Raw genomic sequence first — 14552 nt, forward strand, 5'->3', positions numbered from 1 at the left:
CGATACGATAGGGGGATGTCGCGAGCTCCTGCCGCGATCGGCGAGGCCGATCTGCACACCCACTCGGTGGTGTCCGACGGCACCGAGTCGCCGGCGGAACTGATGCGGCAGGCGGCGGCCGCCGGGCTCCGGGCCGTCGCGCTCACCGATCACGATTCGACGAGCGGCTGGGCCGAGGCGGCCGCCGCGGTGCCCGGGACGGGCGTCGCGCTCATCCCCGGCATGGAGCTGTCGACCCGCGAGGGGTTCACGAGCGTGCACCTGCTCGGTTACCTCGTCGACCCGCTCGACGAGCCGTTGCTCGCCGAGACCGCTCGCATCCGCGAGTCGCGTCTCACCCGCGCCGAGGAGATCGTGCGGCGCATCGCGCGCGACTACGACCTCAGCTGGAGCGACGTGCTCGACCAGACCGTCGAGGGGGCGACGATCGGACGGCCCCACATCGCCGACGCGCTCGTCGCCCGAGGGCATGCGGCGACCCGTTCGGCGGCCTTCGCCGGCATCCTGCACCCTCGGGCCGGGTACGCCCAGCCGCACTACGCGCCCGACCCGCTCACGGGCGTGCGCCTCATCCGCGCCGCCGGGGGCGTGCCCGTGCTCGCGCACCCCGGCACACGCGGCGCCGAACAGGTCGTGCCGCCCGCTCGCCTCGCCAAGCTCGTCGACGCCGGACTGTTCGGCCTCGAGGTCGACCACCCCGAGAACCGCGCCGACGCCAAGCCCCGGCTGCGCGAACTGGCGGCGAGGTTCGGGCTCGAGATCACCGGGTCGAGCGACTACCACGGCGCGGGCAAGCCGAACCGCCTGGGGGAGTGCCGCACGGCGGCCGACGTGGTCGCTCGGCTCGTCGCCGAGGCGCGCGGCAGCGCGCCGGTGCTGCCGCCCGAATAGGCCCGCGGCGTCGGAAGCGCGTCGACTCGTGGGGCGCTGAGACGCCGCGAGCGCGCGGGCGCCCGTCATCGACGGGGCCTGCGCGCTCGCGAGGTGGAGGTGTCGGGGTCAGCCCTGCGGCGCCGCCGGTGCGGCGGTCTGCCCGCCGCCCGAGCTGCCGCCGCGCCGCCGACGGCGACGGCGAGGCGCGGCGTTGCCGTCGTGGTGCTCCTTGCCCTTGCCATCGTGCGTGCCGGTGCCGGCAGCCTTCTCCGAGGCATCCTTGGAGGTCTGGCCCGAGGTCTCGACCGCCTGGCCGTCACCCGCGGGCACGCCGTTGCGGGTGCGACGGCGGTTGCGGCTGCGCGGAGCACGCTCGGCGTCGCCCTCGGTCCGGCCGGCCGTGCTCGAGCGCGTCGCGCTCGCCGCGGGGGCGGCGGGCTTCAGGCGGCCCTTCGTCCCGGCGGGGATGTCGAGGTCGGTGTAGAGGTGCGGGCTCGACGAGTAGGTCTCGGTCGGTTCGGGCTGGCCGAACTCGAGGGCGCGGTTGATGAGCGCCCACTTGTGCAGGTCGTCCCAGTCGACGAACGTGACGGCGATGCCGGTCTTGCCGGCGCGGCCGGTGCGGCCCGCGCGGTGCAGGTAGGTCTTGTCGTCGTCGGGGATGGTGTGGTTGATGACGTGGGTCACGTCGTCGACGTCGATGCCGCGGGCCGCGACATCCGTGGCGATCAGGATGTCCTTCTTGCCCGCCTTGAACGCGGCCATCGCGCGTTCGCGCTGGTCCTGGTTGAGGTCGCCGTGCACGGCGGCCGCGTTGAAGCCGCGGTCGTTGAGCTCTTCGACGAGCTTCGCGGCGGCACGCTTCGTGCGCGTGAAGATGACGGTCTTGCCGCGGCCGTCGGCCTGGAGGATGCGCGAGATCACCTCGTCCTTGTCGAGCGAGTGCGCGCGGTAGACGAGGTGCTTGATGTTCGCCTGCGTGAGGCCCTCGTCGGGGTCGGTCGCCCGGATGTGGATCGGCTTCGACATGAAGCGGCGGGCGAGCGCGACGATCGGCCCCGGCATCGTGGCCGAGAAGAGCATGGTGTGCCGCACGGCGGGCACCTTCGAGAAGATCTTCTCGATGTCGGCGAGGAAGCCGAGGTCGAGCATCTTGTCGGCCTCGTCGAGCACGACCTCGCGCACGTCGGCGAGCGAGAGGAGGCGCTGGTTCGCGAGGTCGATGAGGCGGCCCGGCGTGCCGACGACGATCTGCGCGCCGGCCTTGAGCTGCTCGATCTGCCCTTCGTAGGCCTTGCCGCCGTAGATCGACACGATCTTCGTGGGCCGGTTCGAGGTGGCGAGCTCGAGGTCCTCGGTCACCTGCACGCAGAGCTCGCGCGTCGGCACCACGACGAGCGCCTTGACGCCGTGCTCGGGGTCGTCGCCGAGGCGCTGGATGAGCGGCAGGCCGAACCCGAAGGTCTTGCCCGTGCCGGTCTTGGCCTGGCCGATGATGTCCTGCCCGGTGAGGGCGAGGGGGATGGTCTGCTCCTGAATGGGGAAGGCATCGATGATGCCCTTGCCCGCGAGCGCGTCGACGATGTCGGACGCGATGCCGAGGTCGGTGAAAGTGGTCAAAGATCTGCCTGTCGGTCGTGCTTCGAGAGTGAAGGTCGGAAGGTGCGCCTCGACTCATCCCCGGGCGCACGGCCGCGGATCCAGCGTCCGCATGCCCCACCACCCTATCGGAGACTCCCTGTGAGCCTCGGATAGGCTGTTCGCGTGGTGTTCTGGTCCAAGCGGCGCGGCGTGCGTCAAGAGCTGCCGCGGCTGCGTCCGCGGGTCGCGCCGACGGAGGTCACCAAGGTCGACTTCACCGAGCTCGTCCCCGACCCGGTGCCGTTCCTCGGCCAGGCCGCGTACATCCAGCTCGAGTTCTTCGAGAGCCTGTCGCAGGCGGTGATCGGCGCAGCGGCCATGCACTCGAAGGAGCGGCTGAGCTCGGCAGCCGGCGTCGCGCTGCGCAAGCACCACGACCTCATCGCCGAGCTGCGCAGGCTGGACGTCGAACCCGACGCGGTGATGGCGCCGTTCGCGCCCGCGACGGATCGGCTCGGGCAGTCGACCGCGGGCGCCGACCAGTACGAGCTCATGCTCGGCATCCACGTGACGTCGGGCATGCTCGACGACTACTTCACCCGCCTGGCCGAGGGACTGCCGGTCGAACTGCGTGCGCGGGTGCGGTCGATCCTCGCCGTCGGCGGGATCGGCGAGGTGCTCGACGCCGAACTGCGTGCCGCGATCGAGGCAGAACCGGGTCTCGCCGACCGGCTCGCGCTCTGGGGACGCAGCATCGTCGGCGACACGCTGCTCATCGCGCGCTCGGCGCTGCGGGGCTCGGAGCCGGCGGACCGCACGGGCGATCGCGTCGAGCCGGTGTTCACCGAGCTCATCGCGGAGCACACCCGCCGCATGGACGCGCTCGGGCTCACGGCCTGACACCGCCCCCGTGCCAGAGGGCACGGACGAGTTCGGATCGGGCAGGTACGCCCGTCAGGCCTTGCCGAGCCCGTGCCGGGAGAGGTGCTCGAAGCGGGCGTCGTCGGCCTTCTGGCGACCAGGCCCGATGAGCCAGGCCGAGGCCGCGGACGCGATCGCCGATGCGGCGAGCGACACGACCCAGATCCATCCGCCGTCCCACGGCCAGCCGAGCCAGGTGAGCGCCACCCAGACCACGGCGGCGACGCCCGCGCCGATCGCCGGCACGAGTGCGACGCCCCGCAGCTTGCGGAGCGGGAAGAGGAAGTGCGCGGCGATGCCGATGATGGCGCCGCCGAGCGTGACGAAGAGGAGTTCCATCGTCAGGCGACGAATCCGACGCGACGCGACTCCTCCGAGCCGATCTCGACGTACGCGAGCGCAGCAGCGGGCACGACGTACACGGTGCCCTTGTCATCGGCGAGCTTCAGCAGGGGGGCCTGCCCGGCGAGCGCCGCGGCGACCGCCTGCTCGACCTCGGCGGCCGACTGGGAGGTCTCGAACCCGAGTTCACGGGGGGAGTTCTGGATGCCGATGCGAACGTCCACGGTACGCCTTTCTGCTCTTGCTGAAACCCTACACATCGCCGAGGCGCGAGCCGTTCGCGTTCACTGTCGGCGGAACCCGTTAACGTTGCCGGCATGCAGGGCACCCGAACCGCTCCAGAGCTCGTCCGCCGTCTGGTCTCCGGCGGGCACGCGGCGGTCTTCGGGGCGCCCGGCAGCGGCAAGACGACGCTCGCGATCGAGGTCGTCGCCGACCGCATCGAGCGCGAGGGCGGCACGGCCGACGAGGTGCTCGTGGTGTCCGCGACGCGCACCGCTGCGACCTCGCTGCGCGATGCGCTCGCGGTGCGGCTCGGCCTCACGACGCGCGGGCCGCTCGCGAGGACGGCGAACTCGATCGCCTTCGAGCTCGTGCGTGCCTACACCGGCCGACCCGTCACGCTGCTCACCGGAGCCGAGCACGACCACATCATCGGCGAACTGCTCGAGGGCGGCGTGCGCGACGGCTTCGGGCCCGACTGGCCCGAGCCGCTCTCGCCCGAGGTGCGGGCGCTGCGGGGCTTCCGCACCGAGTTGCGCGACCTCATGATGCGCGCGGTCGAGCACGGCGTCGACGCCGAGGCCCTCGCCCGGCTCGGCGAGCGGTGCGGGCGGCCCGAATGGGTGGCCGCCGCCGACTTCCTCGCCGAGTACGACGAGGTCAAGGCGCAGGTGCGCCCGACCCAGTACGACTCGGCCGAGCTCGCCGCCTTCGCCGCGGCGATCGTGCGGCGCAGCACGGTCGACGCCGAATCCGCCGAGGCCCTCGGGCGCCTGGCCGCGCTGCGTCTCATCGTGGTCGACGATGCGCAGGAGGCGACAGAGGCGACTGCGGCGCTGCTCGCCGCGTTCGCCGCGCGCGGCGTGCAGGTGATCGCGATCGGCGATCCCGACGTCGCGAGCAACGGATTCCGCGGTGGCCGGCCCGAACTGCTCGGTGCGCTCTCCGGCGTGCTCGACGGGGCGCCGGTCGAACGCCATGTGCTGCCGACGGTGCATCGAGGCGACGCCGCCCTGCGCGCCGTCGTGCAGTCGGCCACCGGTCACATCGGCGCCGCGCTCGGCGGGGCGCACCGGGCCGCCGGCGTCGAGCGGGGCGACCGGGCCGGTGCGGGCGACGAAGGTCGCGGGGCGCGGCCGGTGCGCGGCGGCGACCGGTACGACCGCACCCAGGACGCGGCCGAGGGCCGCCCCGCGTTGGAGTCCGTCGTCGGCCTCGAAGCGCCGTCGCATGCGGCCGAGTGCCGCGCGGTCTCCGCGCTCCTCCGCGAACGGCACCTGCTCGACGGCGTGCCGTGGTCGAAGATGGCCGTCGTCCTCCGCTCCGGCGGCGACGTGCCCGCGTTCGAGCGCGGGCTGGCGCTCGCCGACGTGCCGACCGCCGGCGGCGCCGGGCGCACGGCGCTGCGCGATGCGCCGGCGGCAGCCGCGCTCCTCTCGGCCGTTTCGCTCGTGCTCGACCGCGAACCCCTCACCCCCGAGCTCGCGGTGAGCCTGCTCACGGGCCCGATCGGGCGGCTCGACGCAGTGGGGCTCAGGCGGCTCCGCCTCGCCCTCCGCCACGAAGAACTCGCGGGCGGCGGCGATCGCACCGGTGACGAGCTGCTCGTCGAGGCGCTCGCCGCACCCGGCGGGTTCGACACCATCGACGCCGCACCGGCGCGCCGGGCCGCACGGCTCGCGAAGCTCCTGGCCGCCGCCCGAGCCGAGGCCGCGCGCGGCCGGACGGTCGAGGAGCTGCTCTGGTCGGTGTGGAACGCGAGCGCCCTCGCGGCCGAATGGGGTCCGCAGGCGGCGGGCACCGGCGTGCTCGCCGACGAGGCGAACCGGTCGCTCGACGCCGCCGTCGCCCTGTTCGCCGCGGCGCAGCGGTTCGTCGAGCGAGAGCCCGACGCGCCGGCCGTCCGGTTCATCGACGAGGTGCTCGCGAGCGAGCTGCCCGAGGACTCGCTCGCGCCGCAGCGCGCGGCCGAGTCGGTGGTCGTCACGACGCCGCCGGCGCTCATCGGCCGTGCCTTCGACGTCGTGGTCGTCGCCGGCCTCCAAGACGGAGTATGGCCGAACCTGCGCCCGCGCGGCACGCTCCTGCACGCCGGGTTGCTCGCCCGCACCGCGAGCGCCCTCCGGTCCGGGGCGCCCGTGCCGTCGGTCGAGACGGTCGCCGAGGCCCGTGCCGCGGTGCGGGGCGACGAGTTGCGGCTCTTCGCACTCGCGGCGTCGCGCGCCGAGCGGCAACTGGTGCTGAGCTGCACCGCGAACGACGACGAGCAGCCCTCGATGCTGATGGGCTACGCGCCCGACCGCCTGCGCACGCCGCGCTCGCGCCCGCTGCACCTGCGCGGCCTCGTCGGTGCGCTCCGTCGCGAGTCGGTCGCGTCTCCGTCGGGCGAGGCGCCGGCGGCGCTCGCGCTGCTCGCCGAGGCCGGCGTCGCCGGGGCCCATCCCGACGACTGGTACGGGCTGGCCGAGCCTTCGACCTCGGCGCCGCTCGTCGACCTCGACGGCGACCCCGAGGCGGTCGTCGCGGTCTCGCCGTCGCAGATCGACCGCGTCGAGGAGTCCCCGCTCGGCTGGTTCATCGATCACGTCGCGTCGCCCCCGTCGGGCATCGCCGCCTCGATCGGCACGATCGTGCACGCCGTCGTCGAAGAGGCCGGCGCCCGGGCCGACGGCGACACGAGCGTCGAGACGCTCTGGGCGGGCGTGTCGGCCCGACTCGACGAACTCCGCTTCGAGGCGGGCTGGGTCGCCGAGCGCGAGCGCCGGGGCGCGCGCAAGATGACCGAGGGCGCCGCCGATTACCTCGCGAACTTCGCCGACGACGAGAAGGTGCTGCTCGAGGCCGAGGGGCGGTTCACGCTCGAGATCGATCGGGTGCGCGTCACGGGCACGATCGATCGGGTCGAGGTCTCGCCCGACGGCACGACCGTGATCGTCGACTTGAAGACCGGCCGGACCCCGCCGACGGCGGCCCAGACGGCGGCGCATCCGCAGCTCGCCGCGTACCAGCTGGCCGCCAGGTCAGGGGCGGTGCCCGGCGGTGGATCGCTCGGCGGCGCGAAGCTCGTCTACGTCGCACGACCGGCGCACGGCCGTGGCTACACCGAGCGGGCGCAGCAGCCGTTCGACGACGAGGCAGAGGGCGAGTTCCGCGAGCGGCTCGCCGACGTCGCGCGCACGATGGCCGCGTCGGGCTTCGACGGGCCCGCCGAGCTCGGCTTCGGCTCGAGGTTCGGCGCCTGGCAGTACCGGGTGCACCTGATCCCGGCGGTGTCCGCGTGAGCGCGTCATCGGCGTCGACGGGCGCGGGGCTCAGCGCGCTCGACATCGCATCGCGACTCGGCCTGCACGCGCCGACGCCCGAGCAGCGGGCCGTCATCGAGGCCGACCCGTTCGGCCAGAGCATCGTCGTCGCGGGCGCCGGCAGCGGCAAGACCGAGACGATGGCGAACCGCGTCGTGTGGCTGCTCGCCAACGGCCATGTCGGAGTGCCGGAGGTGCTCGGGCTCACGTTCACCCGCAAGGCGGCCGGCGAGCTCGCCGAGCGGGTGCGCGAGCGAGTCGGGCAACTCGTCGACGAGGGCATCGCCGAGGTCGTGCTCGACCCGCTCGAGTCCGCCGCCGTCGGCACGTACAACGCGTTCGCGAGCGCGATCTACCGCGAGCACGCCATGCTGATCGGTCGCGAGCCCGACGCCTCGGTGCTCGGCGAGGCATCGGCCTGGCAGTTGGCGCGGTCGGTCGCGCAGGCATCGGCCGATCCCCGCCTCGTCGAGCTCGACGCCTCGCTCGACCGCGTCACGGGCGCCGTGCTGGGCCTCAGCCGGGCGCTCGCCGAGAACGTCGCCGACAGTCGCGACGTGCGCGTCATGGTGCGCGACTTCCTGCAGATGGAGGGACTGCCGATCGAGGCGCCGCGCAAGCGCACCGACTTCGCGTCGTTCGTCGACGCCCTCGGAGTGGTCGGGGCGCTTCCGCCGCTGCTCGAGCTCGCCGACGCCTATGCTGCGGCGAAGCAGCAGCGCGGGTTCGTCGAGTTCTCCGACCAGGTGTCGCTCGCGCTCGCGATCTGCGAGCAGCACCCCGAGGTCGCGACGGCGCACCGCGAGCGCTACCGCACGGTGCTGCTCGACGAGTACCAGGACACGAGCGTCGTGCAGACCCGCCTGCTGTCGGCGCTCTTCGCCGACCATCCGGTCATGGCCGTCGGCGACCCCGACCAGTCGATCTACGGATGGCGCGGCGCGAGCGCGGCGAACCTCGCCCGGTTCGGGCGCGACTTCGCCACGACCGGCGCTGCGGCCGTCTACGACCTCTCCACGAGCTGGCGCAATCCCCGCATCGTGCTCGACGCCGCCAACGTGCTCATCGCCCCGCTCGACGCCGGCATTCCGAAGGCACCGCTCACGGCCTCGCCGTTCGCGGGGCCCGGCCGGCTCGAGGTCGCCTGGGCCGAGACGATCGAGGCCGAGGCCGCCCGTGTCGCCGAGTGGTTCGCGACGCGCCTCGGCCGAACGGGCGATCGCCCGAGCGGCGCGCTGCTCTGCCGCACCTTCGCGAACGCCGAGGTCTTCACCGAGGCGCTCCGGGCCCGGGGCGTGCCCGTGCACGTGCTCGGCATGGCCGGTCTCCTCGACCAGCCGGTGATCGCCGACCTCGTGTGCGTGCTGCGGGTGCTCCACGATCCCTCGGCGGGCTCCGAGCTCGTCCGCGTGCTCGGCGGCGCGAGGTGGAGCATCGGGGCCGCCGACCTCGATGCACTCCGCGGCCTCGCCAAGTGGCTCGCCGACCGCGACCTCGCGATGCGACGCCTCGACGACGACGTGCGCAGGGGGCTGCGCTCGTCGATCGCCATCGACGAGTCGCCCTCGATCGTCGACGCCCTCGACTTCGTGCTCACGGCGCCCGACCAGCACTCGGCGCTCCGCGCGTTCAGCCCGGTCGGCCTCGCGCGCATGCGCCGCGCCGGAGCGCAGCTGCAGTCGCTGCGCCGCCGCGCGGGACTCGGGCTCGTCGACTTCGTGAACCTCGTGCAACAAGAGCTCCTGCTCGACGTCGAGGTCGCCGCGAACGCGGCGCAGCCGCTCGGAGCGCCGAGCCTCGAGGCGTTCGACGAACTGCTCGTCGGTTTCGTCGAGATGGCCGAGCAGCCGACGCTCGGGGCGTTCCTCGCGTGGCTCACCGAGGCCGAGCAGCGCGATCGGCTCTCGCCCCGTCACGACGAACCCGAGCCGGGGGCGGTGCAGCTGCTCTCCATCCACGGGTCGAAGGGGCTCGAGTGGGACCTCGTCGCGATTCCCCGCATGGTCGACGCCGAGGTGCCGTCGAAGCCGCGCTCGACCAAGGGCTGGCTGTCGTTCGGCGAGCTGCCGAACGAGTTCAAGGGCGACCACGACGAGCTGCCCGAGTTGCAGTGGCGAGGTGTCCAGAGCCAGGCCGAGTTCGACGAGGCCGTCACCGCCTTCGCCGACGAGAACCGTGAGCGCCACGCCGAGGAAGAGCGCCGACTCGCCTACGTGGCGGTCACGAGGGCGAAGTCCGAGCTGCTGCTCACCGGCTCGTGGTGGTCGACCCAGAAGACGGCCCGCGAGCCGAGCCAGTTCCTGCGCGAACTCGCGGTGGCGGGCGTGATCGCGGCCGATGCGCTGCCGAGCACCCCCGCCGAAGCCGAGAACCCGCGAACCGGCTCGACCGAGCGGGTTCGCTGGCCGCTCGATCCGCTCGGCCGGCGTCGCGATGCCGTCGAGGCGGCGGCCGAGGCGGTGCGGCTCGCGGCGACCCGACCCACCGGCCAGGGCATCGGACCGCGGCTGGCCGACGAGCTCCGGCTGCTCCTCGAAGAGCGCCGGCGCAGGCACGAACCCGACGCGGCGCCCGAGATCCCCGTCCGCGTCCCCGCCTCGCGCTTCAAGGACTACGTCGACGACCCGCTCCAGGTCGCGGCGGCGCTGCGCCGGCCGATGCCGCAGCGCCCGTTCCGGGCGACCCGCATCGGCACGCTGTTCCACGAATGGGTCGAGCAGCGCTCGATCGGCGCGATCGAGGGCAGCGCCCCGGCCGGGCTCGACGAGCTCGATGCGCTGCTCGTCGAACTCGACGACGACCCGGCCGGCGGCGCACTCGTCGACGACTCGCCCGATCGGCTCCGTGCGCTGCAGGAGCGGTTCGCGGCATCGGAGTGGGGCGACCGCCGACCGGCCGCCGTCGAGCTCGAACTCCACCTTCCGCTCGGCGAGAACGTCTTCGTGTGCAAGCTCGACGCCGTCTACGACGTCGACCCGTCGTCGGAGCTGGGCGCGCGGGGCATCGCCGTGCAGGTCGTCGACTGGAAGACGGGCAAGGCGCCGCGCGATGCTCGCGACCTCGAGCTCAAGCAGACCCAGCTCGCGCTGTACCGACTGGCGTACGCCCACTGGGCCGGAGTCGATCCGTCGACCGTCGACGCGGTGTTCTACTTCGTCGAAGACGATCGGGTCATCCGCCCCGACGCCCTCTACGACGAGGCGGAGTTGCGCCGGGCCTGGTCGTCGGCGTCGTCACGCGAGTCGTCACCTGCCTGAGCGCCGGCGCCGTCCGTCCCCTCGCTCGAGCTGTCCGCGGTCCCCGGCGAACGCGGCGGGGCGGCATCGCCCCAGTCGCTGAGGTCGAGCGGGATCGGGGCCGTGGCATCCATCGGCGTCTCGCCCGACTGCAGGGCCGAGAAGTCGTAGCTGTCGGTGAGCATGGCGCCGCCACGGTCGGAGGGAAGCCGGTCGTGAGGGGTCTCGTCGAGCATCCGCTCGACATCGCCGACGGCGAGGATGGGCCCCGTCTCGGGCGAGAGCGGCTCGCTCGAGCGGTCGTGCACGCTCTCGACGAGCCCGTCGAGCAGGCCGATCGCATCGTCGACGACGGCCTGGTCGTGCTCGTCGACGCCGTGCAGCAGCCAACGCGCCAGCTCGAGCTCGCCGTAGAGCAGGGCGCGCTGGGGCAGGTGCGCGTCGGCGCCGCCCTCGCGAGCCGCGACGTACGCGCCGAGCGCCCGCTCGGCCGCCGCCCCGCGCGAGGTGAGCAGCCAGTGCAGGTCTCGGGCGGGGTCGCCCTCGGCGAGGCCCGACCAGCCGAGCACACCGGTCACGGTCTCGCCGTCGTTGAGGATGACGTCGGCGGTGAGCCCGCCGTGCACGACCGTGGGGCGGAACCGCCACAGCGTGTCGTCGTCGGTCGCCTCCTCCCACCGGCGCAGCAGCGCCGCGGGGAGGTGCCCGGTGTCGGCGGCGCGGCCGACGAGCGCGACGACCGACTCCCGCGCGCCGTCGGCGGACTGGCGGGTGAGGCCGGCGTCGCCGACGAACCCGGCGGGCAGCGAGTGGATCGCGGCGATCGCGAGGCCGACCGATTCGGCGAGGCGGTCGTGCGAGGTGAGCTCATCGGGGGTCGAGATCCCGCCCTCGAGGAAGTCGGTGACGACGGCGCGCGTGCCGTCGACGGGCGCCTGGCCGACGAACGTCGGAACGGCGAACGGCAGCCTGCTGCGGATGCCGGGGGTGAGCGCGCGGAGCGCGACGAGGTCGGCCGACTGCTCGGACTCGGCGGCCTGCGTGCGCGGGACGCGGATGATCAGGTGGCGCCCGTCGGTGGTGCGGAACTCGACGGCGTCGTACGCCCCGTGGCTGCGGCGCGTGTGCGCGCGTGCCGCGTTGACCTCGAGTCCGGGCACCGCCGCCGTGGCCAACGCGGCTAGAGTGAGAGGGGGTCTGGCCATGGCATTCAGCTTAAGCAGGCATCTTCGGGCGAGGGGCGACCGCCACACCTTCCCGCTGACTCCGCAGCCGCGGTGACGACTCCCGCAGACCGCAGTGAGAGGGGCCCAGTGACCGAGCACGACCCGCTGCCGCCGTTCGCGCGGGCCGTGATCGATCGCGACGCCGGGCGCCGCACCGCTCCCGGATTCGAGTCCTCGTTCGACGCCGACCCGGCCTCGCGGGTGCTCTTCGTGCACGGCGACCGCGTGCTGCTGGCCGAGCAGGTCGACGGGTCGGCGCCGGCGCTCGAGCTGCGTCGGCCGTCGGCGGCCCCGGCGGGCGACCTGCGCATCTACCTCGGTCGCGATCCGCGTTTCGCGTACGAGGCGCGCGTCGTCGACGACGACACGGCCGCCGCGCTCGAGCCCGAGGCTGCGCGCTGGCAGGGCCTCCGAGCCGTGGCCACGGCCGTCGACGCGCTCGACGCCGGTCTCTTCGTCGAGGCGCTCGCCCTCGCGAACTGGCATGCAGCGCACGGATTCTGCCCTCGGTGCGGCTCCACCACCACACCCGGCCAGGCCGGATGGGTCCGGCGCTGCGACCGCGACGACGCACTGCTGTTCCCGCGCACCGACCCCGCGGTGATCATGCTCGTCACCGACGACCACGACCGCCTGCTGCTCGGCTCCAACGCACTGTGGGAGCAGCGCCGGTTCTCGCTGCTCGCCGGCTTCGTGGAGCCGGGCGAGTCGCTCGAGGAGGCGGTCGTGCGCGAGATCGCCGAGGAGGCCGGCATCGCCGTCGACCGGGTCGAGTACCGCGCCTCGCAGCCGTGGCCGTTCCCTGCGAGCCTCATGCTCGGCTTCGCCGCGCGAGTCGCCCCCGGCGCGGACCCGGCGACCGCGACCCCCGACGGCGAGGAGATCCTCGAGCTCAGGTGGTTCACGCGCGACGAGTTGGCCGACGCGTGGGGCGGGGTGCTCCTGCCCGGGGCGACCTCGATCGCCCGGTGGCTCATCGAACAGTGGTACGGCGGCCCGGTCGAGACCGCCCCGCAGGAACCCGACCGCGCACCCGCGGTCGCCGAGCGGTCGGGCACGTGACCGACGTCGACGCCCGCACCACCGGCGACCCGCTGCTCGACGGGCTCGACGACGAGCAGCGCATCGTGGCGGAGGCGCTGCACGGACCGGTCTGCGTGCTCGCCGGCGCCGGTACCGGCAAGACCCGGGCCATCACGCACCGGATCGCCTACGGCGTCGCCTCGGGCTCGTACGATCCCGCGCGGGTGATGGCCCTCACCTTCACCGCCCGTGCAGCGGCCGAGCTCCGGGGGCGACTCGCGGCGCTCGGCGCCGGTGCCGTGCGCGCACGCACGTTCCACGCCGCCGCGCTGGCGCAGCTCAACCACTTCTGGCCGATCGTCGTCGGCGGACCGGCGCCGCGCGTGCTCGACTACAAGGGGCGTGCGCTCGGGCAGGCGGCCGAGCGGGTGAACCTCAAGGTCGACACGCCGACCCTGCGCGACGTCGCCGCGGAGATCGAGTGGCGCAAGGTCGGCCTGCACGGCCCCGAGGCGTATCGCGCCCGGCTCGAAGGCCGCGGCGCCCCCGGGCGGCTCACGATCGAGCAGTTCGTCGAGCTCGTCGAGGCGTACGAGCAGGTCAAGGACGAGCGGCGCATGATCGACTTCGAAGACGTGCTGCTCACCACCGCGGGGATGATCGAGACCGAGGCATCCGTCGCGCTGCAGGTGCGCGAGAGCTACCGGCACTTCATCGTCGACGAGTACCAGGACGTCTCGCCGGCGCAGCAGCACCTGCTGGAACTCTGGCTCGGCGATCGCACCGAGCTGTGCGTCGTCGGCGACGCGAGCCAGACCATCTACTCGTTCGCCGGCGCGACGAGCGACTACCTGCTCGGCTTCGAGCGCCGCTACGACGATGCGACGATCGTGCGGCTCGAGCGCAACTACCGGTCGACCGGGCCGATCGTCGACACGGCGAACCGCTTGATGCGGGGCCGCGAGGGCGCCCTGCGCCTCGAGGCGGTCACCGACGGGCGGGCGGATGCCCCTGAACCCGAGGTCACCGAGTACGCGAACGACCTCGCCGAGGCGAGGGGCGTCGCGACGCTCATCCGCGATCGCGTCGATGCGGGCGTGACGCCCGATCGCATCGCGGTGCTCATGCGCGTCAACTCCCAGTCGGCGATCCTCGAGCACGCGCTCGACGAGGTCGGCGTCGGGTCGCGGGTTCGCGGCGCGGCGCGGTTCTTCGACCAGCCCGAGGTGCGCCAGGCGGTGCACGCGCTCCGGGCCGCCGCGCTCACGATCACGGGCGAACCGCTGTTCAAGTCGGTGAGCGACGTGCTGCGTTCGCTCGGCTGGAGCGTGCAGGCGCCGGACGGGCCGGGCGCGGTGCGCGCACGGTGGGAGTCGCTCAACGCGATCGCCCGACTCGTCGACGACGCCCCCGCCGGGACGACCTTCCGTCAGTTCGCCGACGACCTCCGCGCGCGCGCCGAGGCCCAGCACGAGCCCGCGCTCGCGGTGGTGACGCTCGCGACGCTGCACTCGGCGAAGGGCCTCGAATGGGACGAGGTGTTCCTCGTCGGCCTCAACGAGGGCATGCTGCCGATCGCGTACGCCAAGGGCTTCGACGCCATCGACGAGGAGCGGCGACTGCTCTACGTCGGCCTCACGCGGGCACGGCGACGCCTGCGATTGAGCTGGGCCCGGCAGGGCGACGGCCAGCGAGGGGAGCGGGAGCCGTCGCGATTCCTGCAGGAGCTCGGCACCCGCACTCCGGATGCGGCCGATAGGAGGTCGACGGCGACGTCTCGCCCGGTGTGAGGCTCGCCGCGATGAGCGATTCGTCGCCGCGCCGGA

Annotated in this window: 10 protein-coding genes; 6 read left to right on the plus strand and 4 right to left on the minus strand. The window is 73.6% G+C overall.

Annotation, left to right across the window (positions count from 1 at the left end; translation table 11 throughout):
* Positions 1–15 precede the first annotated feature (15 nt).
* Positions 16–891 (plus strand): PHP domain-containing protein, encoded by an 876-nt coding sequence (locus LR269_RS09530; RefSeq protein WP_231430537.1) that lies wholly within the window; start codon positions 16–18, stop codon positions 889–891.
* 108 nt (positions 892–999) lie between these two features.
* Here LR269_RS09530 and LR269_RS09535 read toward each other — a convergent pair whose 3' ends face one another.
* Entirely contained in the window at positions 1000–2493 is a 1494-nt protein-coding gene (locus LR269_RS09535; protein WP_231430538.1) for a DEAD/DEAH box helicase, read from the minus strand.
* 144 nt (positions 2494–2637) lie between these two features.
* Here LR269_RS09535 and LR269_RS09540 point away from each other — a divergent pair, with 144 nt between their 5' ends.
* The gene (locus LR269_RS09540) at positions 2638–3354 is read left to right on the plus strand and encodes a ferritin-like fold-containing protein (RefSeq protein WP_231430539.1); all 717 of its coding nucleotides are present in this window, start codon (positions 2638–2640) and stop codon (positions 3352–3354) included.
* A gap of 54 nt (positions 3355–3408) precedes the next feature.
* Here the strand turns inward: LR269_RS09540 and LR269_RS09545 are convergent, their stop codons facing one another.
* Both LR269_RS09545 and LR269_RS09550 read right to left on the minus strand, forming a co-directional pair.
* On the minus strand, positions 3409–3714 hold the full coding sequence (locus LR269_RS09545; protein WP_231430541.1) for a hypothetical protein: 306 nt from the start codon (positions 3712–3714) through the stop codon (positions 3409–3411).
* 2 nt (positions 3715–3716) lie between these two features.
* On the minus strand, positions 3717–3941 hold the full coding sequence (locus LR269_RS09550; protein ID WP_231430543.1) for a DUF3107 domain-containing protein: 225 nt from the start codon (positions 3939–3941) through the stop codon (positions 3717–3719).
* Between the two features lie 93 nt (positions 3942–4034).
* On the opposite strand from LR269_RS09550, the gene LR269_RS09555 reads away from it, so the two are divergent.
* Together LR269_RS09555 and LR269_RS09560 are read left to right on the plus strand one after the other, a co-directional pair.
* Positions 4035–7220, plus strand: coding sequence for a UrvD/REP family ATP-dependent DNA helicase (locus LR269_RS09555; protein WP_231430544.1), 3186 nt, complete (start codon positions 4035–4037; stop codon positions 7218–7220).
* Positions 7217–10498: an ATP-dependent DNA helicase gene (locus LR269_RS09560; RefSeq protein WP_231430545.1), complete on the plus strand. Its 3282-nt coding sequence runs from the start codon at positions 7217–7219 to the stop codon at positions 10496–10498. Before LR269_RS09555 ends, LR269_RS09560 begins: the two co-directional genes overlap by 4 nt.
* On the opposite strand, the gene LR269_RS09565 is transcribed toward LR269_RS09560, so the two are convergent.
* A complete protein-coding gene (locus LR269_RS09565) occupies positions 10432–11682 on the minus strand; it encodes a phosphotransferase (protein WP_231430546.1) in 1251 nt (416 codons plus the stop codon). The genes LR269_RS09560 and LR269_RS09565 overlap by 67 nt on opposite strands.
* A gap of 108 nt (positions 11683–11790) precedes the next feature.
* Between LR269_RS09565 and nudC the strand changes: the two genes are divergently transcribed.
* Together nudC and LR269_RS09575 are read left to right on the plus strand one after the other, a co-directional pair.
* The gene (gene nudC / locus LR269_RS09570; protein ID WP_231430547.1) at positions 11791–12765 is read left to right on the plus strand and encodes an NAD(+) diphosphatase; all 975 of its coding nucleotides are present in this window, start codon (positions 11791–11793) and stop codon (positions 12763–12765) included.
* Positions 12762–14516, plus strand: a complete 1755-nt coding sequence (locus LR269_RS09575; RefSeq protein WP_231430548.1) for an ATP-dependent helicase — start codon at positions 12762–12764, stop codon at positions 14514–14516. Before nudC ends, LR269_RS09575 begins: the two co-directional genes overlap by 4 nt.
* Positions 14517–14552: the final 36 nt, after the last annotated feature.

The organism is Agromyces sp. S2-1-8, from assembly GCF_021129215.1.
GTDB classification, from domain to species: Bacteria; Actinomycetota; Actinomycetes; order Actinomycetales; family Microbacteriaceae; genus Agromyces; species Agromyces chromiiresistens.